General features: G+C 35.1%; 19 protein-coding genes and 1 pseudogene. 9 read left to right on the top strand and 11 right to left on the bottom strand.

The window, feature by feature from the left end; all coding sequences use genetic code 11:
• Positions 1-249: 249 nt before the first annotated feature.
• Entirely contained in the window at positions 250-2,523 is a 2,274-nt protein-coding gene (locus D5R40_RS07730) for a heavy metal translocating P-type ATPase (protein ID WP_124145876.1), read from the bottom strand.
• A 1,151-nt stretch (positions 2,524-3,674) separates the two neighbouring features.
• Here D5R40_RS07730 and D5R40_RS07735 point away from each other — a divergent pair.
• The 3 genes from D5R40_RS07735 (at position 3,675) to proS (ending at position 7,953) form a co-directional block, all read left to right on the top strand.
• Complete coding sequence (locus tag D5R40_RS07735; RefSeq protein WP_124145877.1) at positions 3,675-4,448, top strand: ABC transporter ATP-binding protein; 774 nt, start codon at positions 3,675-3,677, stop codon at positions 4,446-4,448.
• A gap of 196 nt (positions 4,449-4,644) precedes the next feature.
• Entirely contained in the window at positions 4,645-5,145 is a 501-nt protein-coding gene (locus D5R40_RS07740) for a YcxB family protein (RefSeq protein ID WP_124154455.1), read from the top strand.
• A gap of 1,002 nt (positions 5,146-6,147) precedes the next feature.
• Complete coding sequence (proS, locus tag D5R40_RS07750) at positions 6,148-7,953, top strand: proline--tRNA ligase (RefSeq protein ID WP_124154456.1); 1,806 nt, start codon at positions 6,148-6,150, stop codon at positions 7,951-7,953.
• Positions 7,954-8,403: 450 nt separating this feature from the next.
• Here proS and D5R40_RS07755 read toward each other — a convergent pair.
• Positions 8,404-9,120 (bottom strand): annotated as a pseudogene (locus D5R40_RS07755) (RNA-guided endonuclease InsQ/TnpB family protein); the annotation flags it as partial.
• A gap of 199 nt (positions 9,121-9,319) precedes the next feature.
• Between D5R40_RS07755 and D5R40_RS07760 the strand changes: the two are divergent.
• Complete coding sequence (locus D5R40_RS07760) at positions 9,320-10,402, top strand: RNA-guided endonuclease InsQ/TnpB family protein (protein WP_124154458.1); 1,083 nt, start codon at positions 9,320-9,322, stop codon at positions 10,400-10,402.
• A gap of 73 nt (positions 10,403-10,475) precedes the next feature.
• Here D5R40_RS07760 and D5R40_RS07765 read toward each other — a convergent pair whose 3' ends face one another.
• On the bottom strand, positions 10,476-10,913 hold the full coding sequence (locus D5R40_RS07765) for an SGNH/GDSL hydrolase family protein (RefSeq protein WP_124145882.1): 438 nt from the start codon (positions 10,911-10,913) through the stop codon (positions 10,476-10,478).
• Between the two features lie 706 nt (positions 10,914-11,619).
• On the opposite strand from D5R40_RS07765, the gene D5R40_RS07770 reads away from it, so the two are divergent.
• A complete protein-coding gene (locus D5R40_RS07770; RefSeq protein WP_124145883.1) occupies positions 11,620-12,309 on the top strand; it encodes a GerMN domain-containing protein in 690 nt (229 codons plus the stop codon).
• Between the two features lie 82 nt (positions 12,310-12,391).
• Here the strand turns inward: D5R40_RS07770 and D5R40_RS07775 are convergent, their stop codons facing one another.
• The 3 genes from D5R40_RS07775 to efp all read right to left on the bottom strand — a co-directional run bounded on the left by D5R40_RS07775 (position 12,392) and on the right by efp (position 14,271).
• Complete coding sequence (locus D5R40_RS07775) at positions 12,392-12,757, bottom strand: cupin domain-containing protein (protein ID WP_124145884.1); 366 nt, start codon at positions 12,755-12,757, stop codon at positions 12,392-12,394.
• Between the two features lie 14 nt (positions 12,758-12,771).
• Positions 12,772-13,269 (bottom strand): acetyl-CoA carboxylase biotin carboxyl carrier protein, encoded by a 498-nt coding sequence (gene accB, locus D5R40_RS07780; protein WP_124145885.1) that lies wholly within the window; start codon positions 13,267-13,269, stop codon positions 12,772-12,774.
• A 444-nt stretch (positions 13,270-13,713) separates the two neighbouring features.
• Positions 13,714-14,271 carry an elongation factor P gene (gene efp / locus D5R40_RS07785; protein WP_124145886.1) on the bottom strand — a complete coding sequence of 186 codons (558 nt, stop codon included), beginning with the start codon at positions 14,269-14,271 and terminating at the stop codon, positions 13,714-13,716.
• Positions 14,272-15,107: 836 nt separating this feature from the next.
• Here efp and D5R40_RS07790 point away from each other — a divergent pair.
• Together D5R40_RS07790 and D5R40_RS07795 are read left to right on the top strand one after the other, a co-directional pair.
• Positions 15,108-16,247 (top strand): peptidylprolyl isomerase, encoded by a 1,140-nt coding sequence (locus tag D5R40_RS07790; RefSeq protein ID WP_124145887.1) that lies wholly within the window; start codon positions 15,108-15,110, stop codon positions 16,245-16,247.
• Between the two features lie 384 nt (positions 16,248-16,631).
• Positions 16,632-16,949, top strand: a complete 318-nt coding sequence (locus D5R40_RS07795; protein WP_124145888.1) for a hypothetical protein — start codon at positions 16,632-16,634, stop codon at positions 16,947-16,949.
• A 432-nt stretch (positions 16,950-17,381) separates the two neighbouring features.
• Here D5R40_RS07795 and lepB read toward each other — a convergent pair whose 3' ends face one another.
• Positions 17,382-17,987, bottom strand: coding sequence for a signal peptidase I (lepB, locus tag D5R40_RS07800; protein ID WP_124145889.1), 606 nt, complete (start codon positions 17,985-17,987; stop codon positions 17,382-17,384).
• 700 nt (positions 17,988-18,687) lie between these two features.
• Here lepB and D5R40_RS07805 point away from each other — a divergent pair.
• Together D5R40_RS07805 and D5R40_RS34820 are read left to right on the top strand one after the other, a co-directional pair.
• Positions 18,688-18,996, top strand: a complete 309-nt coding sequence (locus tag D5R40_RS07805; RefSeq protein ID WP_205127438.1) for an AAA family ATPase — start codon at positions 18,688-18,690, stop codon at positions 18,994-18,996.
• A 218-nt stretch (positions 18,997-19,214) separates the two neighbouring features.
• Complete coding sequence (locus tag D5R40_RS34820; protein WP_161564611.1) at positions 19,215-19,370, top strand: hypothetical protein; 156 nt, start codon at positions 19,215-19,217, stop codon at positions 19,368-19,370.
• Positions 19,371-19,788: 418 nt separating this feature from the next.
• Here the strand turns inward: D5R40_RS34820 and D5R40_RS07810 are convergent, their stop codons facing one another.
• The 4 genes from D5R40_RS07810 to D5R40_RS34825 all read right to left on the bottom strand — a co-directional run.
• The gene (locus D5R40_RS07810; RefSeq protein WP_124145890.1) at positions 19,789-20,856 is read right to left on the bottom strand and encodes a BMP family protein; all 1,068 of its coding nucleotides are present in this window, start codon (positions 20,854-20,856) and stop codon (positions 19,789-19,791) included.
• Between the two features lie 1,185 nt (positions 20,857-22,041).
• On the bottom strand, positions 22,042-22,638 hold the full coding sequence (locus D5R40_RS07815; RefSeq protein WP_240039060.1) for a macro domain-containing protein: 597 nt from the start codon (positions 22,636-22,638) through the stop codon (positions 22,042-22,044).
• Positions 22,639-23,139: 501 nt separating this feature from the next.
• Positions 23,140-23,622 carry a DUF2656 domain-containing protein gene (locus D5R40_RS07820; protein WP_124145892.1) on the bottom strand — a complete coding sequence of 161 codons (483 nt, stop codon included), beginning with the start codon at positions 23,620-23,622 and terminating at the stop codon, positions 23,140-23,142.
• Between the two features lie 410 nt (positions 23,623-24,032).
• Positions 24,033-24,262, bottom strand: a 230-nt coding sequence (locus D5R40_RS34825) for a hypothetical protein (RefSeq protein ID WP_205127618.1), incomplete at its 5' end; no start/stop codon positions are given.

Genomic DNA, 24,262 nt, shown 5'->3' on the forward strand with positions numbered 1-24,262 from the left:
AGGAAAAAAGGTGGAAATTTTAGAATTTATGGGATTTATAATTTTTTCTTTTAGGAATAAATCAGAAATTAAGATGTAACTGCCTTTTTTGAATTTGGTATTAGGATATTGATATTTAATTTATATAGTTATAGATATCTCCAATAATCAAAAATAAAGTCAATTATTGCACTCTTATTCATCAATTATTTCCTCCTACTCCCTATTCCCTATGCATGAAGGAGATGCTTAATAGAACCCATTTGATATCTATAGATAAACTTTGGGTTTAAACTTCCTTAAACGCAAAGCATTACTTACCACAGAAACTGAACTAAAAGCCATTGCTGCACCAGCAATCATTGGATTTAATAACCAACCAAAAAAGGGATATAAAATACCTGCAGCAATAGGAATACTCAAAACATTATAAATATAGGCAAAAAATAGATTTTGACGAATATTTTTCATAGTGGCATGACTGAGTTGAATTGCCGTAACAATTCCCCACAAATCTCCAGAAATTAAAGTTAGATCGCTAGCTGCCATTGCCACATCTGTACCTGTACCAATAGCAATTCCTACATCTGCTTGAGCTAATGCTGGAGCATCATTAATTCCATCTCCTACCATCGCGACGATTTTATGTTTTTGTTTTGAACTATTTCTTTCTTGTTGAATAGATTGAATAATACTAGCTTTTTGGTCGGGACGTACTTCAGCAAAAATTCTTTTAATACCCACTTCAGAGGCGATCGCTTCTGCTGTTTTTTGGTTATCTCCTGTTAACATTACTACTTCTAATCCCATTTTTTGTAGAGCTTTAACTACATCCCCAGAAGATGGTTTAATTGCATCAGCAATTCCAATTAAACCTTCAATTTTTCCGTTAATAACTATTAAAGCAGTAGTTTTTGCTTCACTTTCCCATTGTTGGCGATTTGATTGTAAAGTTTGAGTATCAATTTTCAATTCATCCATCCATCTTTGTGTACCAATTTGTACCAACTTTCCTGATACATTTCCCTGTACTCCCATTCCTGCTACAGCTTCAAAATTAGTCACTTCTGGTAGGGGATTTTTTACTCCTTGAGATTGAGCATAATTAACTACAGCTTCCGCTAAAGGATGTTCTGAATTTTTTTCTAAAGCAGCAGCTATTGCTAATAGTTCAATTTCATTATTATTAGTGACACCTTTAACCGTAATATAGTTAGTAACACTAGGTTTTCCTTGAGTAATTGTTCCAGTTTTATCACAAACAATAGTAGTTAATTTATGTGCTAATTCTAAGCTATCTGCACCTTTAATTAAAACTCCATTTTCTGCTCCTTTCCCAGTACCAACCATAATAGAAGTGGGAGTTGCTAAACCCAAGGCACAAGGACAAGCAATAATTAAAACTCCTACCGTAGTAATCATGGCAAGAGTTACATTTCCCATGGTATTAAACCAAATAATAAAAGTTATAATAGCAATGGTTATTACTACAGGCACAAACCATCCAGTTATTTTATCTGCTAATTTTTGAATAGGTGCTTTACTGCATTGAGCATCTTTTACCAATTGTACAATTTGGGCTAATACTGTATCTTTACCAACTTTTGTGGCTTGAAATTTGAAACTTCCTGTTTTATTAATTGTTGCTCCGATTACCTCATCTCCTAGTTGTTTTTTAACAGGAATTGGTTCACCTGTCACCATAGATTCATCAATAGAAGATTCTCCTTCTACAACTTCTCCATCTACAGGAATTTTTTCTCCAGGGCGGACTAAAATTACATCTCCTACTACAACTTCTTGAATGGGAAGATCGCTCTCTTTTCCATTACGAATAACTCTAGCAGTTTTTGCTTGTAAACCCATTAATTTACGAATAGCTTCTGAAGTTTTTCCTCTAGCACGATTTTCCAATAGTTTTCCTAATAGGAGAAGGGTAATAATAACTGATGAAGCTTCATAATATACTTCTGCTTTTAAACCTTGAGTAATAAAAAAATTGGGGTTTAAAGTAGCAAATAAAGAATATAAATAAGCAGCACCTGTTCCTAAAGCAACTAAAGTATTCATATCCGCAGTATAATGTTTAAATGCTTTAAATGCTCCTACAAAAAAACTTTGACCACACCATAACTGTACAGGCAAACTCAAAAATAATTGCACCCAAGAATTATGCAGCCAACTAGGAATAAAAGGAATATATAATCCTATCATTGCAGGTAGGGAACCAATGAATAATAAACTACTAATAATTCCCCCAAGAATAACTTTACGGATTAACTCTTTTTCTTCTGCTTCCCTAACTTTTTTTTCAGTATCTTCTTCTTCTTCAGATTCTGCAAAAGCATAATAACCAGCTTTTATTACAGATTCTTGAATATGAGTTAAATTAGTTTCTTGAGAATAATAAGAAACTGTAGCTTGAGAGAGGGCAAAATTAACATTACATTCAATGACTCCTGATACTTCTTTAATTGCTTTTTCAACTCTATTTGCACAAGCAGCACAACTCATTCCCTGTAGACGAATACGAATAGTTTCCATCACTATAACCTCAAGATTTTTCAATAATTAATACACTTACTAATAAACGCTATATCTAATTTTATACAACTCAAATTTATCGGTCATTAAATTTATTCTGATTTTCTTTTTTTTTCTAGTGGGTTAATAATCTGATTAGGATTTCCAGTAGGATTAGTACTCAGTTTGTCTCTTGAGCAGAAAATACTCATCATTCTTTCTCATTGCCTGTTCCCTTTTCCTTATTTCCTAAAATCTACAATATCTCACAACTCAAATAAGATTGCTATATATTGATATTGCTACTTAAATATGAATTTAAGATGAAATGAGTTAGTGCAAGATGGCAGAAATAACTGACCAGTTACAAAATCCTAAAAGCCTTACCAATCAATACTTTTAACTTTTGAATTTTGACTTCCGCGTAGCGGCATTAGGTACAATAGAGAATAGGGTATTGAAACATTTTTACTACAAAATTTACATAAAATTAGAGTCAGTAATGAATTCTATATAGATACTTATATTTGATAGTTAACCTCAAAGAGAAACATCGCTATCGCCTATAAAATTTGTCTAATAATTTTATGATTTTCTCTGCACTAACAGCTCTGGCAATTGCTTTAATTAAGGTTTTAAAAATTAATTATTTTTCGTTAATTCTATCCATTTTAAGGAGAGCATTGACTAATCATGAAAAATTTTATTTATTATCGCCTTAAAATGGGAGACTTTATACCATTTCTCAAACACTTTTCTACATTTTGTTGAGTGGGGGAGAAGTAAAAAGTAAGAATAATTAACATTAACTGGGCTATTTTCAACAAAAAGGTGATTTTAATTGTTAAATACAGTATTTTTAGCTAGAAAAACTACATATTTTTAGCACAACAAGTAATACCAGTCTGATAAATGTTTGAGACTTTGTTGCCTATTCCCTGTTTCCTATAACTAGAGTTTTATAACATTCTTTTTTCAAAATCGTATAACAGAGATTAATCTAAAAATAAAATAGTATTTTACTATTATAAAAAATGTTGTAAATACTTACCTTCAAAATAGCGATCGCCAACCTCATTTCACACAAACAAGTATTTTTATCCCATAAAAATTATTGATATTTATGTTAGACTTAAAAAAAGTAATAAAGCACCATCATATTAGATTTAGATATGAATAATCCTAATAATACTGCTATTTCCTTTCATCATGTAAATAAAATTTATCCTAATAAAACAATTGCTTTGCAAGACATAAATTTTACAATTAATCATGGTAAATTTGTGACTTTTGTTGGTCCCTCTGGCTGTGGAAAAAGTACAGTATTGCGATTAATATCAAAATTAAGCGAAGTTAGTTCAGGAAAAGTTGAATCAAATATAGACCGGGATAAAAATGAATTAGCTTTTGTCTTTCAAGAACCAGCTTTAATGCCTTGGTCTAACGTTATTGATAACGTACATTTACCTCTAAAATTAATAGGAAAATCTCTCAGAGAATCTCGAACAATAGTACAAGAAGCCATTAATTTAGTAGGATTAGATGGTTTTGAACGTTCTTACCCACGACAACTATCAGGTGGGATGAAGATGCGAGTTTCTATTGCTAGAGCATTAGTAACTAACCCAAGAATTGTTTTAATGGATGAACCTTTTGGAGCTTTAGATGAAATGACTCGCAGTAAACTGAATAGCGATCTATTAAGGGTATGGCAAGAACGAAATTGGACTGTAGTTTTTGTCACTCACAATATTTATGAAGCGGTGTATTTATCTCAACAAGTAATTGTTATGGCTGCCCGCCCTGGTAGGGTAGTAGCAGATGTCAAAATAGATGTGAATTATCCTCGTAGTGAAGATTTCCGAATGTCACAGTTATGTAATGATTATTGTCGGGAAATTTCTAATTATTTGGAGATGGGAGTATCAGGTCATTATAGTAATTAGCATTTATATTTTAAGGAAGAAGGAAGAAGGAAGAAGGAAGAAAGTAGAAGGAAGAAAGTAGAAGGAAGAAGAAAAAATATTGCGTTGTCTGAATTTTAAGCTGTCAATCTGTCCTAACCTTTCCTTCGACTACTTTAACAAAAACAATTATAAATAATTGGATATTAAATAGTCTCTAGTTAAATACCGATAAAAAATGTTTGAAGAAGAAATAAAATTAACTATCAATTATCGTATACAAGATTATATAGAAGCAAATCGTATTGATTTTCGTAGTCGATTTATTTTCCAAATTCTACGATTTATTGCTCTATGTTATGTATTATTTTTAGCTTTATTCATTGCAGTCAGTCCTCATCCTAATTTTTATGCAATCTTCGTTTTGATTTTGTTTCTAGCATTTGTATTTTATGAATGGACCTGGCTGCCTTTTTTGTCTAAAAATTTATTTGAGAAGCAAATAAAATTTTTTAAGAATCAAGTTACTTTAATTTTTAAACAAGATGAAATTATTGAATTTTGTGCTTATCAAGAACTAAAACTTAGATGGTTTTACAAACATATTACAACACCTAAAATGCTGTTGATATTTATCAACCCACAAGGTTTTATAATAATTCCTAAAAAATATTGTTCTAGTGAAGAGCAATACGAAAAAATATGTTATCTAATAACTAAATTTCCTCAAGGTAATTAAACCATGTACCTACCACCTACCACCGCTCCACCTAGAAAATTATTTGTAGCAAACATTTATCATTTTCTTTGTGGGTTTAATACCCCACCGTCAACGGGGGTGTTCACGCATTACTTGGGGGAGCGAATCCCCATGTAATTTTCCTCCTGTCTCCTGTCTCCTGTCTCCTGTCTCCTTCTTCAACACCCTTGGTATAAGACTTCCCTGAATTAAATTTCATTATCCATATTCCTGATTGAAAGTCTCTGTTTTGCCTTTTTTTCTTTCCTCTTCAACTAAACATTAATCTTAAAATTACCTAGATATAGCAATACAAGAATTGGGCGCGGACATTTTTCAATCCTCAAACCTTTTTACAGTTTGCTATTCCCTATTCCCTATTCCCTATTCCCTAGCGCTATACTTTTCAACCAGTATTTGAGTATAACTATTCAAAGGAAAATCAAAAGCAACTTCAGGAGTAACCCACTCCCATCGCACAATTTCTTCATTAAGAGTTTTTACTCATTTAAAACAGTCAGAGCTTTTGTTGCGTATGTCGCAATAGGAGTTTTTACTCATTTAAAACAGTCAGAGCTTTTGTTGCGTATGTCGCAATAGGAGTTTTTACTCATTTAAAACAGTCAGAGCTTTTGTTGCGTATGTCGCAATAGGAGTTTTTACTCATTTAAAACAGTCAGAGCTTTTGTTGCGTATGTCGCAATAGAAGTTTTTACTCATTTAAGAGAGTCAGAGCTTTTGTTGCGTATGTCGCAATAGAAGTTTTTACTCATTTAAGAGAGTCAGAGCTTTTGTTGCGTATATTGCAATAGGAGTTTTTACTCATTTAAAACAGTCAGAGCTTTTGTTGCGTATGTCGCAATAGGAGTTTTTACTCATTTAAGAGAGTCAGAGCTTTTGTTGCGGATATTGCTTTTTAACTTTTGATTTTTGACTTCTGTGAAGCAGTACCAGATGTCCTAAACTATCTGAAATAATCATTATTTCTATCAAGGAACAATCATGCGACTATCTCAAATGTTATTAGTCACTCTCCGAGACGACCCCGCAGAAGCAGAAATTCCTAGCCACAAACTCCTCATCCGTGCTGGATATATTCGTCGCATCGGCAGTGGTCTCTACGCATATCTCCCTCTAATGTTGCGAGTCCTCAATAAAGTCTCCAAAATAGTCCGCGAAGAAATGGATGCTACTGGTGCCCAAGAATGTCTGCTTCCTCAACTTCAACCCGCCGACCTGTGGCGAGAGTCTGGTCGTTGGGATACTTATACTCAGGCTGAGGGTATTATGTTTTCTCTAATTGACCGTCAAAATCGGGAGTTAGGGTTAGGTCCCACCCATGAAGAGGTAATTACTACTGTTGCTAAAGATATGATTCGCTCCTATCGGCAGCTACCCCTACATCTCTATCAACTGCAAACTAAGTTCCGGGATGAAATTCGCCCCAGGTTTGGGTTAATGCGAGGCCGGGAATTTATTATGAAGGATGGCTATTCTTTCCATGCTGACCAGGAAAGTCTCAAAAAGACTTATCAGGATATGGATAAGGCTTATCGAAATATGTTACGTCGCAGTGGATTAGAATTTCGAGCGGTTGATGCTGACTCTGGGGCAATTGGTGGGTCTGGGTCTCAAGAATTTATGGTTTTGGCCGATGCTGGTGAGGATGAAATTCTCTATACCGAGGATGGCAAGTATGCAGCAAATTTGGAAAAAGCTGTTTCTATCCCACCTGATGCAGAAATTTCACCTTTTGAGAGTTATGAAAAATTGGAAACTCCTGGCACGGAGACTATTGAAAAGCTGTGCAAGTTTCTCAAATGTTCTCCTACTAATATTGTGAAAAATGTTTTATACCAGTCAGTCTATGACAATGGAATGACTGTTTTAGTTTTGGTGAATATCCGGGGAGACCAAGATGTTAATGATGTGAAGTTGTTGAATGAGTTGACTAAGTTGGCTGGAAATTATGAAGCAAAAACTGTTTTGGCTTTGACTGTGCCTGATGTGGAGGCTCAAAAGAAATGGGCAACTAAGTCTTTACCTTTGGGTTATATTGCTCCAGATTTGTCTGATGATTATATTACTTCTAGTAAAGAGGTAAGTTCTCAGTTCTTACGAATGGTAGACCAGACGGTCGTAAGCTTGACAAATTTCGCAACAGGTAGTAACGAATCTGGTTATCACGTTATGGGGGCAAATTGGGGTCAGGAATTTACTTTGCCAAAGTTGGTCGTGGATTTACGAAAGGCTGAAAAAGGCGATCGCTCTATCCATGACCCCAGTCAAACCTTAGAAACTGCTAGAGGTATTGAGGTTGGTCATATATTCCAGTTAGGGACGAAATATTCTGAAGCTATGGGGGCAACTTATACAAATGAGCAGGGTGAGGAAAAGCCTTTGGTGATGGGATGTTATGGTGTGGGTGTGTCCCGTTTGGCTCAGTCAGCAGTGGAACAGTCTTATGATAAGGATGGGATTATTTGGCCTGTGGCGATCGCTCCTTATCATGTGGTTATTTGTATTCCTAATATTAAGGATGCTCAACAAATGGAAGTGGCAGAAAGTCTCTATAAAGAATTAAATGAAGCTGGAATAGAGACTATTTTAGATGACCGAGATGAGCGAGCGGGTGTTAAATTCAAAGATGCAGATTTAATTGGAATTCCTTATCGAATAGTTACCGGGCGATCGCTCAAGTCAGGTAAAGTTGAATTGGTAGAAAGAGCGACTCATCAATCTCAGGAAATTCTGGTAGAGGAAGTATTATCTACTTTAAAAGACTTAATTGAGAAAGCATTAACTTAATTTACACTTTTCAGCAATAACTAGAATTTTGGTATTGCTGAAAAATATTTCTGCAAGACAAAGTTTAAGTAAGATGAGGGGGCGGGTGTTAAATTTAAAGATGTAGATTTAATAGGAATTCCCGATCGAATAGTTATAGCAATGAGCGCTGGTATATTTACAAATTGTAGTAGGGGCAAAAGAGCTAGAAGTCTTATATGATCGGCAATTTATTCCCCCTGTTCCCTGTTCCCTGTTCCCTGTTCCCTGCGCACAGCGCTATATATAGAATCCGGTTATATAGTATATGTTTATAACTATACTTCAATCTCTCGACACTTCCCCCTCTTCCCCAACTATATAATAAGTATTCAACCGGATTTGATATTACGGGGCGATCGTTAAAATCTGGCAAAGTTGAATTGTTGACGTACTCCCCGGCATAAATGCACGGGGATTCTCAAGCGGATGTTACGAAGCGGGATAAATCCACGCTTCTCCACCCTTTTTCCTGTTTCTTAGGCTCTTAACTAGACCGTTTCTAGTCCCCGTCAGACCGCCTCCCCAGGCAACTTCTTTAACGTCCAAGATGCGCCCCACCTCAGACACCCCTCTATTTCTCACAATCAGCGCGGAGGCCACGTCTCGATGAGTCATATAACCACATTCAGGACAAGAATGAACTCTAAAGCTGAGTTTTTTCTTCCCTGTATGAGCATTGCAATTGGGACAAATTTGAGAAGTATAATCTTTATTGACCTTCCCGAAATAGACTCCTCGCTTCCAACAAACCCATTGCAGGATGGTGACAAACTGACCGAAACCTGCATCTAAGGTATGTTTTCCCAACATTCTTTTGGCCCATGCCTGAAAATTAAGGTCTTCAACAAAAATCATTCCTGCTTGGTCACATAAATGATGGGCTAACTTAAAATGGAAGTCTTTTCGAGTATTGGCTATCGTTTCGTGTAAACGAGCAATAATCTTGCTTAACTTTTGCCAGTTATTTGACCCAATCTGTTTCTTCTGGAGTCTGCGTTGCAGTAATTTCATCTGGCGGTGCAAACTGTTAAAGAATCTGGGTCGTTTAATTAATTCTCCCTCTGATGTGGCTAGGAATTTATCGAGTCCCAAATCAATCCCAATGGGATCACCATGAGGGGGGACATCGGGAACATCCACATCACACTCTAAACAGAGAGTTTTGACTTAGTTAACAATTTACGTCATAACGCGGCACAATACGATAGTTGTCTCGAACAATAACTTAGTGAAATTTATCAAACCAAGAGCATTGACTTAATCAAAAAATAACGATATTATACGTTATAAACCGTACTATTAGACCGATTGTGTTTGCTGCGCACATGAAACACAAATAAATGAAATGAAATCCATTAGAACCAAGCTCAAACTGAATAACCAGCAAAAAACTCTGATGGCTCAACACGCGGGGTATAGCAGATGGTGCTATAACTGGGGTTTAAGTTTGTGGAATGCTGCATATATTCATGGTTACAAGCCTAATGCTCGAAAGCTAAGAGAGGTTTTTACCAATCACACAAAACCACTTTATCCTTGGATGAAAAACTTGTCCTCTAGGGTCTATCAATATGCTTTCATCAATTTAGGTGAAGCGTTCAAGAGGTTTTTTCAAGGGTTGGGTAAACACCCAAGGTTCAAGAAGAAAGGTAAACATGATTCCTTCACAATTGATAATTGTGGAAAACCAATAGAACTAAATGGATGGAATCATAAATTACCTTTTATTGGTATTGTTAAAACTTATGAACCAGTTGAAGCTACAACTAAAAAAATCACCATTAGTAGACAGGCAGGAGATTGGTACTTAAGTTGTAGCTATGAATTCACTCCTAATCCAACAGAAAAGACCACTGAAGTTGTAGGTGTTGATTTAGGTGTAAAAACCTTAGCAACTTTAAGCACGGGAGTTGTTTTCCCTGGCGCTAAATCTTACAAGAAATTTGAAAGCAAGCTCTCTAAGTTACAATACCTTAACCGCAATAAAAAGATTGGTTCAGCTAACTGGAAAAAGGCGCAACTTAAAATTGCCAAGCTACACACAAAGGTAGCTAATATCCGTAAAGACGTGCTTCATAAATTGACAACATATCTAGCTAAAAACCACAGCATTGTGTCAATTGAAGATTTGAATGTTCGCGGTATGTTGGCTAACCATAAGCTAGCTAAGTCTATAGCCGATCAAGGATTTTATGAATTCAGGCGACAACTTGAGTACAAGTGTGAGTGGTACGGCTCTGAATTAGTAGTCGTTGATAGATTCTTTCCATCATCAAAAACTTGCTCAAACTGCGGTCATGTCCAAGATATGCCGTTAAATGTAAGGACTTATGACTGCCCTGAGTGTGGCTTGTCAATAGACAGAGATTTAAACGCTAGTATTAATTTGAGAGATGCGGTCGGCTTGACCGTGAATGCCTGTGGATGAGTAGCCGCCGACGGCCTCAGTTGAAGCAGGAAGTAAACAGTAAAATGTCATGTTATGACGTTTTATATCGGTTTTATGAAGCAGAAGCTACATATAATTCTACATTAGGCAAATCTTCAAGGATTTGTAGATATAGTTCTTGGAGTTCTGTAACAGCTTTTATAGATGAATCTCCTTGTTGTATGAAATCATTTACTCCTGCCATTAATAAAATAATATCAGGAGTATCAGACTTGTTCCAAGCTTCATTATTAACTATTCCATCAATAGTTATACCTGGTCTGCCTTCATGTTTTAATGGTTCATTTCCCTGTGTTCCAACAAATTCAAAGTCAATATTTTCTTCTTTGAGATCAAAGTATAAAGATCCTCGATGAATCAGTGTATCAGTAATTGAATCTCCTAAAGGCATTATTTTTAAAGTAGCTGCTAAGGTAGCAGAACTTACAGTGGTAAGTAAAGATGTTGTCATCATTACTACTGATACTAAAGCTCTCTTGACTTGTTTCATTAGTGTCGTGAGTTAAGATTTTTATTGATTTAGTTGACATGGTTAACAATAACACTAATAAAACAATACCAAACCAGTATTTTTGCTGAACCTATTTGCTTTGTTGCACAAACAGAGCAAATAGGTTCATTAATTAATAATTAATAATTACCTGGTGGTTAAAACCGTTACATAATTGAATATATAAGGAAATTCAAGAGCACTTTTTTCTCCACAGCGAGTGAGAGGCTTTATCATTTTCTTTGTGGGTTTAATACCCCACCGTCAACGGGGGTGTTCAAAATTACTTGGGGTGAGAATCCCCATGTAATTTTCCTCCTGTCTCCTGTCTCCTGTCTCCTGTCTCCTTCTTCAAACCTTGATTTTTCGGTAAAAATATTGGAATTTTAGGGGTTATGAATTTATCAAAATAATTAGCTCTAAAACCATGCTTTTTAATCAGTTATCAGTTAAATCTTTTTTCTAGTTTGATCAAAAGAATAAAGTGAGAATTTAACTTCTGAATTATTACTTCTGACTTGATCAAAAACTTGATTTTTTCCTCTCAAATCACACAATCCCAAAAGTCCCAAAATTTACGTCAAAAATACTAATTTCAACAAGTACCTGCTAATTTCGACATAATAGAAGTAATATAGTTAACCTAAGAGAAAGTTATAATTCAGCTCCTCACTGCCATTGTGCCTAATTCTCAAGGAGGGACAAAATGAAAGAACAAAATCAAACTCGTAATTTATCTGTTGGTATTGTGGCCAGTGTTTGTGCATTGGCAGTGGCGGTAGGTGGTGGCATCGCCTTATGGACAAATTTACAATCAACCACCACAAAAACTTCTGATAATTCTCAGACTTTTACAACTCCCTCAACTCCAAAGTCGCCTGATGAGACTTTGCCTCCCCCACCTCCTGCTAAAGTTGAATCTCCAGACTCTGTTCCTTTATATGTGCCTCAACCCAAAGCAGTTACAGAAAAAACTGTAGAACTTTATTGGGTTAAAGACACTACTGGAGAAATTGATTTAGTTTCTTCTACAGTGAAATTAGAAACAGCAGACGAACCGGAAGCTATTTTAAAAGCTGCTTTTGACCGCTTGCTCGTAGGTCCAGCAAATACCGATGTCCTTAGTGCTATTCCCACAGGTACAAAAGTTCAAGCACTTACTGTTGAAAATAATGGGGTCTACATCGACTTATCTGAAGAATTTACTTCTGGAGGCGGTAGTGCTTCGATGATGAGTCGCTTAGGACAAGTTATTTATACTGCCTCTAGTTTAGAACCAGATGTAAAAGTGTGGATTTTTGTGGGTGGTAAACCTTTAAAAATGCTTGGGGGTGAAGGTTTAGAAGTATCTCAGCCCATTACTCGTGATAATTTTCAGCAAGAATTCCAATTTTAGATATCATATACCATTTTAGGGGCGGTTTTAAAGTAAACAAATAGTTCAAAGCCGCTCCTGACAAAGTCAATTTTTTCAGTATCTACTCAGAATCACGATTTACAGTATCAGGGGAAAAAGCAGGTAAACAAATAGCAATATATTCTGCTCCCTCAGCACCAGGTGTACTGTATTTTACCCATTCTCCCTTACGAGCTATTACTACTTGGCCAGCATTAACTTCTAACTGACCGCCTTCATACTCAACACATAGTTTTCCTTGAAGTACCAGAGTAAATTCATCAAATTCTGGCCTTTGACCTGGTTCCATCCAGCCACTAGGAGAGCGCATTTGGGCAACGCTAATAGCATCTGTTTGGCTATTGACATGACCAATATATTCGTCAATTTGCTTCGGTTTGTTACCTACAGGTTCAATCCGAGTAGGCTTTTCAATCAATTGTGGCATGATTTTTATACACTTTAGTTGGGGTTAACTAACATTAAAGGCTGATTATATTCTACGGGTTGCCCATTTTCGATTAAAATTTCCACTATTTGTCCAGAGACCTCTGCTTCAATCTCATTCATAACTTTCATCGCTTCAATAATACAAACTGTTTGGCCAGAAGTAATTCGATCGCCCACTTCTATAAATGGTGGCTCATCAGGAGCAGGAGCGCGGTAAAAAGTGCCCACAACTGGAGATAAAATTTCTTCAAATTTGTTTGAGATCGTAGGAGGTGCTCCTGAAGTTATAGGAGCAGTTTTTATCGCTGTTGTATCTAATGAGGTAGTACCAGGAGAAACAAATTCAGAAGGGTCAGTCCCATCGGAAGAAGGTAATGAGAGGCGATCGTTAAATAAAGTTCCTTTTCGTACCGTTAATTCCAAATCTCCACTTTTTAAAGTCAACTCCGAAATATTAGTTTGGTCTATTGCTGTTAGTAGTTCCCGCAGTTGATGTAAATCTAATTGCACTGTTTTTATATCCTCACTTAATCGGCGTTCAACTCAATTAATACTTAATAAAAAGAAGAGTTTATTACTGTTTTAGTATAGATGTAGAAGCGTGAAATTCAAAGCCATAAATTTTTTTTACTTACAGAAGTGAGGTTGAGATTTAGGTTTTAGCATAATTACTACTTATTAATAAAAAAATGTAGCAGTTTAAAGAAAAAGACAGGAAGCTTATTCCCTGCTAGGAATACTGAATTAGATATCCGATCAAACCCAAATTAAAATCAATTACAATAAATAAATTATCAATTTATCTTTTTTATTCCTCTCTTAAGTCTATCTTAATCTTCTAAAGGGGCTTTGTGCGGTGGTAATTATGCACATTTATTAAGCCCCCATAAAGATACCTCAGAATTACACAATCAATGCATAACTTACTTCTAAAATAAATCTAGTTTTCTGCTATTACTCTCTACCCAAATAAGAATCATTTCGAGTATCTATCTTAATCCGTTCTCCCTTAGATATAAATAAAGGAACCATAATTTGAGCTCCTGTTTCGACAATAGCAGGTTTACTACCACCAGTAGCAGTATCTCCTTTAACACCAGGGTCAGTGTCAATTACTTCTAAAGTTACTGAGTTGGGCAGTTCCACTTCTATTACTTGTTCGCCCCACTTAATCACATTAACCTCCATACCTTCGCTTAGATACTTAACACGCTCGCCAATTTGCTCTGAACTTAAACTGGCCTCCTCATAGGTTTCCATATCCATAAACACAAATTGGTCAGCATCTTTATAAGTATGCTGCATAAGTCTCTTATCCAAAGTAGCTTGAGGTACTGTTTCTCCTGCTCTAAATGTTCGTTCCACTACACTACCAGTTTGTGAATTTTTGAGCTTTGTTCGGACAAAAGCAGAACCTTTGCCTGGTTTAACGTGCAGAAATTCTACTACCCGCCAAACTGAACCATCCAATTCAATCGTCACACCGGGGCGAAAATCATTACTAGAAATCATATAACAACGTTATTGCGGTTTTTAATTAAATTATCAGATTAGAACTTAACATTAGACATCGTACAATATTCGGGAGTCAGAAAAATTGTCAAATATCGTGGGAGTAGAAAGCAATTTTTAGCACCTCGTCAAAATAATTTTATGTAAAATTTCTGATGTCTGGCGATCGAAATCAAAAGTTTTTTTGTCTGAGACATATTAAGGCATATAGTAGTACTTTCTGCTGTTAAGACAATAGACTTGAGTTATTTGCGCAGCATTCTGCTAGGAAAAGGCAACAACTCTAGAAGGCATTTTGCCTTAACCTTAAATGCGTAATGTCATCAGGACTTACGCAAAGTACGAAATTATACACCATCTGTAGGGGCAAACGGCCGTTTGCTGGCGCATAACTATAGTTAACGTCCCTACTATATGCGGTGGTTATGGGTAAGTCCTGATCATGTCCGGGTAATTAGTGATAAAAAAACTTTCTCCTTCTATTGTTCTTTCTTCCCTCCTGAGGACTGACTCCTGAATTCTGCTGAGTGATTTATTTATAACTGTTCAACCGGACATGATATAACTCTATATCTCTACTCTATTGCCTATTGCCATATATCAGCAAAACTATAGTGCTGCGCGCAGGCAACAGGCAGTAGGGAACAGCTCATTTGGGGGAATAAAAAGCTAATAATATAAGACTTTTAGCTATTGGACACCTCCTGCAATTTGTAAATATGCCAGCACACATTGCTATAAGTCGTGACCAAATCTAAAACCTAATTTTTGCCCCCAAAAATCCGATGAGTGTGGACAGCCATGTAATATTAGTAAGGGAACAAAAATTCATAAATATGCTAAATCTTCACAATTCCGTCATTAACACTTGTAAACGCTTGCTTAAAACTGGCATCCTAGCACTATTACTTTTCACTTTGTCTGTTGGTCTTAGTGCTGCTTGGTGGGACTTTGGTGGTAGCACAACAACTCGTGAAAGTCGTTTGCCCCAGGGCGATCCGATTACTGATGGTAAGGCATTATTGAGGTATGCTCTACCGATAGACAATGAACCAGTGCGTAAAATACAAAGGAGTCTGGAAGATATTGCTAATAGACTGCGAGCAAAACGTTGGTCTTCTGTTAGTAGTGATATTGCTGCTGCATCTAGGGTTCTTAATATTAGTAAGTCTCAGTTATTAGCTAGTGTTTCTGAGTCGAAACAATCTGAGGCAGAGGCCATAATTGAACAACTCAATCGGGGCATTATTAATATTCGAGAAGTTGCTGAAGCTAAAGATGGGGAACAAGTATTGGAGCAACGGGCACAACTACTGGTATTAGTGGGTCAGCTTGAAAAGTTGATGCTAGAAGGATTTCCGTTTGAAGTACCTTCAGAGTTTGCTAGTTTACCTCAACTCAAAGGTCGCGCTACTATTGAGATGGAAACGGAAAAGGGTTCTTTGACTTTGGTTGTTGATGGTTATAGTGCCCCTATTACTGCTGGTAATTTTGTAGATTTGGTTCAGAGGGGTTTTTATGATGGCCTAGAGTTTATTCGCTCAGAACAGTCTTATGTTTTGCAAACTGGAGACCCTCCTGGCCCAGAAGTTGGTTTTATTGACCCTGGTAGTGGTGAGTATCGTAGTATTCCACTGGAAATTTTGGTCAAGGGAGATCAGGAACCAATATATAGTTTTACTTTAGAAGAAATTGGTCGTTTTCGGGAGCAACCTGTTCTGCCTTTTTCTGCTTATGGTACAGTGGCAATGGCTCGTCCTGAATCTGAAAATGATGGTGGTTCTTCTCAATTTTTCTTTTTCTTATTCCAACCAGAATTAACGCCTGCAGGAGTAAATTTACTGGATGGTCGTTATACGGTTTTTGGTTATGTGGTGGAAGGGAAAAAGGTTTTGGAAAAATTAGGTAAAGGAGACAAAATTATTTCTGCTAAGGTAGTTGCTGGATTAGAAAATCTTGTTGAACCTGAAGCTTAAAATAGTTAGGTAAAACTTAGCCTAAAATTAGGGTAATTGGATAATTTAGCGACTAAAATCATCTTGAGATTTTCAGACTAAGCTACCAATTACTCTAATTAGTTTAAAGTTTAAATAATAAAAATTACAGTTATAAAAATAGGAAAAATTTAGGAAGAAGGAAGAAGGAAAAATCTGGCGTTGTCCTAGTTTTAAGCTTTTGATATGTCCGCACCTTTTCCTTCCACTGCTATTACAGTTGTTATAGGTAAAAAAAGTTTTACTATACATCTATAGTTTCATTTTCTCTTCTGGATTTTGCTATAGCTAATCTTCTAATTTTATCTCTCGGATTTTTGGTTTATTCTGATTTATTATTTCTTACTTATTTCTCTTTTTGATTAAATGGCTGTTATCGAATTCGTAATATTCACAGGATTAGGAATTGTATTAGGTGCATTTATATTTAATATATCTAATGACAGAGAACAAAAGCGTATTTTAGATGATGCCTTTTACAAATTATTAGAACTTCAAAATGGTAAAATTTCTCTAATTCAATTAGCTGCTGCGGCTAAAGTTGATGCTCAAATAGCTCAGAAATATCTTGAAGGTCAAGTACAAGTTTTCACTGCAACCTTAGAAATTGATGAACAAGGAGATACATTCTACAAATTTCCTAAACTTAGTTTACCTCCTGTTTTAGATAAACAACAATGGTAAGGAATTTAGGTATTAGGTCTTCGGTATTAGGTTTTCGGTGTTAAGTTTTAGGTCTTATACAAAATCCGGTTTAGTAACGAGATATTCAAAAAAATCAAAATCTTTGTCTGATAAGGATTTGAATATTTAGGTAACTACCCTATAATAACCGGATTTAGTATTAGGTATTAGATTTTAGGTATTAGATTTTAAATGTTAAGTTTTAAGTGTTTTACTAAGGGTAAAAAAAATTATACCATGTCCGGATGATGATGATTAAGTATAATAAAAATGTTTGATTGAATTTATTGAAGCGCTCTTGAGAGAAGATCTCAAATTTTTGCTTCCTTTATTTAACCTTTTTGATTTTTTTTAATATACTTATCTTGACTCTGCTACCTACTCCCTGTTACATGAATGTCGAAATATTTTATCAAATTGGTATTAGGAGAATTATTTCGGATTTAACGCTCCTAATCTTTGATAAGGCCAAAAGCGAATTATTGCCCTACCTATAATATTTTTCTTAGGCAAAAAACCCCAAACATGAGAGTCATTACTATTATTACGATTATCTCCCATCACAAAATATTGATTTTCAGGAACTTTGATTGAAATTGGTAAAGTATATTCAGGGGGTTCAGCAATATAATTTTCAGTCAGCGGTTGGTCATTTATATACACTAAACCATTCTCAATTTTAATAGTATCTCCTGGCAGACCAATAACTCTTTTAATAAAAGCTTGATTTTTAGCATAACCATAGCGTTGTAACTGTTGGGGTGGTTGAAAAACAATAATATCCCCTCTAACAGGTGGATGAAAATAATAAGAGACTTTTTCCACTACTAGGCGATCGCCTACTTCTAAAGTAGGTATCATTGAGTCTGAAGGTATATATCTTGGTTCTGCAATTAATATTCTGACTAATAAAGATAAAGATAAAGCGATCGCCAAAACTTTAATATTTTCTTTTTGTTGTTGCCATATTTTTAGCCACCAGGGAGTTATAGAGTTAGCTGTTATTGGTTGATTTAAGGATTCTTTTTCTGATGTCATATGATTTTATTCTTGAGTATTTCTATACTATAGCAAAACTCCTGGGAATGAGAATTTATCTATTCTAAATAGATATAGTAATCCTATTTGAGTTGCTGGTAAAAATATCTTTGAATTTAAGAAACAGGAAATAGGGGTAAAAGTTTGAGAGTTTTTATATATCCTGAAATTTTTTACAAATGATTTATGATTGCTATAATACTATGATTTTTCCCTACTATATACGTCAGCATTCAGCTATTAGCATTAAGCATTTCCGTTTGTCATGCGCTCGCATTCAGAACCATGAACATAATAACTTACTAAGGTTAGCTGATAACCTTTTTCTTTCGGTGCGAAATGCCGAAGCAAACATATTTCACTCTTTGGAAATTAATTTCTCCTTCGGTGCGATAATAAGTTAATAACTCATAGCTGATAGCTGAAGTCCGCAGTTCATCTGTAGAAGGTTCGCTGAAGGCTGTTTGCGCAGCATGACAAACGGAAATACTTACCTATGTACAATGCACATATTAAAATTGTTTATATAATCTGAAATATTAAAATATTTGCTATATATTTTCTCTTTTTTCAGGGTGTTATGTGAGATATTCCGTAGCGGTAATTATTCTATTTCATATAAAGTAATCATCAATAGTATAATTAGTGTGAATTTGTAATTTTTCACAAATTTACCACTCGACCTATTCTTTATAATTCTATGCTGATTCAATTCAGTGTTGGTAACTATTTATCTTTTAAAAAAATTGTCACTTTGAGTATGGTGACTACAGATTTAACTGCTAATAATAAAAGTGTTGATGAAAATAATGTTTTTCAAGTTGATGATGAATTAAATTTGCTGAAAAGTTGTGCTGTTTATGGCGCGAATGCTAGTGGCAAAAGTAATTTGGTTAAAGCAGCTGAGAAGTTATTAGAGCAACATAATCCACCTAATCCTGTTAATGATAATCCTTCCACAACTGTACATTTATTGGTTAAAGAACTGAATAAATTTGTTCGTCCATAGATGGGAAAGTAAGCACCTGGGCAAAAATTTATAGCAGTTTTGACTAATGACTATTGCGACATCCGCAACAGAGAGAGGAGGTAGATATTTTCTCCACCACAGACCTCAAGTTTTGGTGCTTCACAAAATAAAATGACTATTGCGACATCCGCAACACAGAGAGGAAGTAGATATTTTCTCCACCACAGACCTCAAGTTTTAGTACTTCAGAAAATGAAATGACTATTGCGGCATCCGCAACACAGAGGGGAGCTAGATATTTTTTCGATGCTTCAGAAAATGAAATGACTATTGCGACATCCGCAATAGAGAGAGGAGGTAGATATTTTCTCCACCACAGACCTCAAGTTTTGGTGCTTCACAAAATGAAATGACTATTGCGGCATTCGTAACAGAGAGGGGAGCTAGATATTTTTCCGATGTTTAAGAAAATGAAATGACTATTGCGACATTCGCAACACAGAGAGGAAGTAGATATTTTCTCCACCACAGACCTCAAGTTTTGGTGCTTCACAAAATGAAATGACTATTGCGACATTCGCAATAGTAGAGAGGAGGTAGATATTTTCCCTCCACATAATCCATATTATTCATTATTCAAAAATCTCTTCCCTTCTACCTCCTAACTTTAATGATAGTAGTCGAAAGAAAAGACGTGGACATATTAACAGCTTAAAACTCAGACAACGCCAGATTTTTCCTTATCTCCTAGATTGCTAAACACCTTCTTCCTTATCTACTTCTTCCTTTTCTACCTCTCTCCTTCCTCCTTATTTCTTCTTCCTTCTTTCTTCATTTTTTTACACAAACTTTATCTCGACCACCTTCTGTACAATCTTCAAACTTCAGTTTTCCAGCCAACATTTGTTGCTGAACTTCTTCCACTTTTTGCTGAACTTCTTCTGGCAAAACATCATTAAAACGACCCAACTTAGTAATATCTGGATTTTCAATTCCTAAAATATATTTTTCTCCCTTAACTTGATTATTTTTAACAAGATTAGCAACATAAGCGATCGCTCCTCCAACATCCTGCACTGCACTGGTTAGCACTGCTTTTGGCGCAACATCAAGCTGGTCAGTTGTATTACCCACCGCATAAATTCCTTTTTCTTGTGCCGTTTTCAAAACTGCTGGAGCAGCATTATCTAATAAGTGATAAATCACATCAACCCCAGTAGAAATTAAAGCCAAAGCTGCCTCCTTTCCTTTAGCAATATCATTAAAATCTCCAGTGTAACTAATTACAACTTCAACACTGTCATTTACTGACTTAGCACCTAACTCAAACGCCTTACCTTGTAAGTTAGTTCCTTTAAAAGATAAACCTGTAAGATAAGCAACTTTATTAGTCTTAGTCATCAAACCAGCAATTACACCAGCAAGATAACCCATTTGGAAATAATTTGTTGTCACCGAAGCGTAATTTTCACCAGCAATATTACCATTAACTCCCAAAAAAAATGTATCGGGAAATTGACTAGCTACTTGTTGAATAGCAGCATCAAATTGTCCGCCATGACCTACGACTAAATCGTAATTTTTCCTAGCAAAATCAGAAAGGGTTTCTACCTGGTCTGGTTGGGCAATATTTTCTACATAAATCATCTCACCATTGAGAATTTCGGCTGCTTTTTTTACCCCTTCATAACCAGATTGATTCCATCCTCCATCAGTAATAACTCCAGGTAAAGCAATGGCAATTTTAAAAGTTTCAGAATTATCTATAGAATCATTACTAGGATTTTCTGTCCGAATCATTGTAGAAGGAGAATCAGCACAAGCTTTTAATAATAAGCTAGTTATTAATGTTGCTGTACTATAGGAAATAAATGAGCGTCTATTTAATTTTTTAGTCATATTAAGGTAGTCCTATAAATTTAGTAATTTACTTTGGAGTTAAGGAGTAGAAAGTATCTCTAATTTAAAATTTAAAAGCAATAGTATTTATTAATGCAGAAGGAAGAAAGAAAAAGGAAAAATCTTGAATTGTCTTAATTTTCAGCTTTTGGTATGTCTGCCCTCTCTCCTTCGACTGCTATATCTACTAATAGTAAATTTTGGTATTTCTCTTAGTTCTATGTAGAAGGAAGAAACAACAAGGAAAAATCTTGAGTTGTCTGAGTTTTCAGCTTTTGATATATCCGCGCTCTTTCCTGAAACTGCTATATTTACCAATAGTAAATTTTGGTATTTCTCTTAGTTCTATGCAGAAGGAATAAATAACAAGGAAAAAGGAATAAATAAAAAGAAAAAATCTTGAGTTATCTGATTTTTAAGATGAGTGATATATCCACACCTTTTCCTGAGACTGCTATATTTACCAATAATAACTGTTGGTGTTTCTCCTAGTTCTATACAGAAGGAAGAAACAACAAGGAAAAATCTTGGGTTATCTGAGTTTTCAGCTTTTTATATTTCCGCGCTCTTTCCTGAAACTCCTATATCTACTAATAGTAAATTTTGGTATTTCTCCTAGTTCTATGCAGAAGGAATAAATAACAAGGAAAAATCTTGGGTTATCTGATTTTTAAGATGAGTGATATATCCGCGCTCTTTCCTGAAACTGCTATATTTACTATTGGTAAATTTTGGTATTTCTCTTAGTTCTATGCAGAAGGAATAAATAACAAGGAAAAAGGAATAAATAAAAAGAAAAAATCTTGAGTTATCTGATTTTTAAGATGAGTGATATATCCACACCTTTTCCTGAGACTGCTATATTTACCAATAATAACTGTTGGTGTTTCTCCTAGTTCTACACAGAAGGAAGAAACAACAAGGAAAAATCTTGGGTTATCTGAATTTTAAACTTTTGATATATCCGCACCTTTTCCGGAGACTGCTATATTTACCAATAGTAACTGTTGGTGTTTATCTCTGCCTTTAGCCTAAAAGCAACCAGTTCTTTGACGCAACTCAAATAAAATTACTACATCCACAAGATATTAGTTAATATAATTAAAATTAACATTTCATAGTGTAGCTAAAAATAGCGATCGCCTAGCCAAATCAATAACTAACTTATAAATAATAGTAATAAATTTAACTATATCTTTTTTTCAAGTCTCCCTCTTCCCAAATTTGGAGTTGCCTTTCAGCAGCAATAAAATTGTTAATTGATTTCGGCGGGTAAACAAAATGGTCATAAGCAAGAGCCATTTGTCTAGCTGCTTCTTGGTAAGAAACTTTTCCTATTCCTGTACCTAAACCTGGACAGACAACATTTTGAATTTGTTGCTTTTGCTGACGGTTGTGGTGTCGCACTGTCAGTAACATTGCCCACATTGCGATATAAGGAGTATCAGTGCCAGCAATGGACATAGGTACGCGCATAGTGGGGGTATGGGCAAGAAAAGGATGTTGGGGATGACCAGTTTCGACAATAGTAGATGTGCCAACTGGTTGTTCGCCCAGATATTCATCTAATATTTTTTGTTGAACCGAAGTCATTAAAAAATCACCAAAATATTTGACGATCGCTGCATCTATACCACCATCCATAAGTCCAAAAGAATTTCCTGGACTTACTAAACAGTCATATTCTGGTACAGTCTCGAAATAATTATTGATAATTTCTAGATTGGGTAAATAATGGAAATGTTCTTGAAAAGCATCATATATAGCGCTGTGCGCAGGCAACAGGCAACAGGCAACAGGCAACAGGGGGAATAAAAAAACCGATAATATCAGGCTTTTAGCTATTGGACAGTTACTGTAATTTGTAAATATGCCAGCGCACATTGCTATAAAGATCTATTTGGAGCAACTAAAATCAGTTTCATATTAGTCTATATTCTGGTAGCTTTAGAATTATCAATAACCCCAATAGGTTTTCAATTTGAAGAAGGAAAAATATCAGCCTTAAAAAATAATTTTTGGACAGATTTTGCGGGCGTTGAATTGATTCTCAAACATATTTTCTATTTCTTCCTCAACAAATTGTTAAATCATTTTTTTTATTTAATCAGGACTTACGCATAACCACCAAATATTGTAGGGGTTAACGGCCGTTAACTCCTACAAATGGTGTATATTTTTGTCTTTTGCGTAAGTTTTATCAATCTTGAATCTACCACTTTGACTAAAGAGTGAAACATACCTCGCACAACTTTTCAAGCAGAAATGGATTAAGTAAATAAATTAACTAAGAATATTTTTCATTTCTATTTTAAAAATATTTTCAATGGTTTTTCCGGCAGTTTTTTCATCCCAGTTAAGGATATTGAGAAAAGTTTCTGCTGAGTGAGTTTCTACAACATCAATACCCCATTCTCCTGTTTGTAGAGTATCAGGATAATCACTTAATGGAGGTGTTTTTTTCAAACCTCCCAGAATCAAAACATCAACAATTAAATCCTTGTCATTTTTTTGAATTATTCGCTTTTCTATTAAAGCTTCAGCACATTTTTTACCAACTTGAGGTGGGGAAAAAACTTGATTTTCAAATAAAATTTCTACCATCCAATGAGGATGATTTAATTGCCGACATTTAAGTTGTGGATATTTGCTTAAACCATTAATGAAAACTTGAGCAAATTCTTCCCTATTTAATTCAGGCAGGGTATTTTCTGAGAGTTCAAAATTATGGGAAAGCAACATTCGTCCAGTTTTAGATTCCGTCATTATTTTATTTATCCTATGTTCTAGAAATTTTAATTCACAATTTTATAGCAGAAGGAAGAAGGAAGAAGGAAGAAGGAAGAAGGAAGAAGGAGGAAGGAAAAATCTTACGTTGTCTTAGTTTTAAGCTTTTGACTTGTCCCCGCCCTTTCCTTCGACTGCTATATATTCTATTAGACCATAAATCAAAAACATAGATAAAATTGATGTCTCTATAAATTTCGGCATTGCTGAATTAAGGTATGAAAGTAGGTTTGTAGGGAATAAGGAATAGGAAACAGGGAACAGTTAATATTAACAAGTAGTTCAAACCATCCAAAATACAAAATTAAAAATATAAAATTATCAAATCATACCCAGAATCAGCAACGGCTAAATTTCCAATAAAAACGTATAAATCAGAGGAATTGATATTAGACAAAAATTATTATTTGAGTTGCTCCTAAATCTACCAATAAGCGAATTAGTTCAGTTTCTCTTTCTGCATAAAGTAAAGAGTCAAATACTTCTATAGGAATATATTTATTACTTTTCGATTTTAAGGGATGCACTCTATATAATTTTCCTGGTAATGGATGACCGGGAGGAAAGTCAAAATATTCTGGTATATCTGAGTAAGGAGTTTCTGTAATAAATTCTGACC

The sequence above is a fragment of the Okeania hirsuta genome (assembly GCF_003838195.1).
Taxonomy (GTDB): domain Bacteria; phylum Cyanobacteriota; class Cyanobacteriia; order Cyanobacteriales; family Microcoleaceae; genus Okeania; species Okeania hirsuta.

Bases quoted from the DNA above. Each gene is read 5' to 3' on its own strand.
- D5R40_RS07730 (WP_124145876.1), bottom strand. From the start codon at position 2,523: ATGGAAACTATTCGTATTCGTCTACAGGGAATGAGTTGTGCTGCTTGT.
- D5R40_RS07770 (WP_124145883.1), top strand. From the start codon at position 11,620: ATGAAAGAACAAAATCAAACTCGTAATTTATCTGTTGGTATTGTGGCC.
- proS (WP_124154456.1), top strand. From the start codon at position 6,148: ATGCGACTATCTCAAATGTTATTAGTCACTCTCCGAGACGACCCCGCA.
- lepB (WP_124145889.1), bottom strand. From the start codon at position 17,987: ATGACATCAGAAAAAGAATCCTTAAATCAACCAATAACAGCTAACTCT.
- D5R40_RS07820 (WP_124145892.1), bottom strand. From the start codon at position 23,622: ATGACGGAATCTAAAACTGGACGAATGTTGCTTTCCCATAATTTTGAA.
- D5R40_RS07760 (WP_124154458.1), top strand. From the start codon at position 9,320: ATGAAATCCATTAGAACCAAGCTCAAACTGAATAACCAGCAAAAAACT.
- D5R40_RS07765 (WP_124145882.1), bottom strand. From the start codon at position 10,913: ATGAAACAAGTCAAGAGAGCTTTAGTATCAGTAGTAATGATGACAACA.
- D5R40_RS07810 (WP_124145890.1), bottom strand. From the start codon at position 20,856: ATGACTAAAAAATTAAATAGACGCTCATTTATTTCCTATAGTACAGCA.
- D5R40_RS07795 (WP_124145888.1), top strand. From the start codon at position 16,632: ATGGCTGTTATCGAATTCGTAATATTCACAGGATTAGGAATTGTATTA.
- D5R40_RS07790 (WP_124145887.1), top strand. From the start codon at position 15,108: ATGCTAAATCTTCACAATTCCGTCATTAACACTTGTAAACGCTTGCTT.
- D5R40_RS07775 (WP_124145884.1), bottom strand. From the start codon at position 12,757: ATGCCACAATTGATTGAAAAGCCTACTCGGATTGAACCTGTAGGTAAC.
- D5R40_RS07735 (WP_124145877.1), top strand. From the start codon at position 3,675: ATGAATAATCCTAATAATACTGCTATTTCCTTTCATCATGTAAATAAA.
- efp (WP_124145886.1), bottom strand. From the start codon at position 14,271: ATGATTTCTAGTAATGATTTTCGCCCCGGTGTGACGATTGAATTGGAT.
- D5R40_RS34820 (WP_161564611.1), top strand. From the start codon at position 19,215: ATGACTATTGCGGCATCCGCAACACAGAGGGGAGCTAGATATTTTTTC.
- D5R40_RS07805 (WP_205127438.1), top strand. From the start codon at position 18,688: ATGCTGATTCAATTCAGTGTTGGTAACTATTTATCTTTTAAAAAAATT.
- D5R40_RS07740 (WP_124154455.1), top strand. From the start codon at position 4,645: ATGTTTGAAGAAGAAATAAAATTAACTATCAATTATCGTATACAAGAT.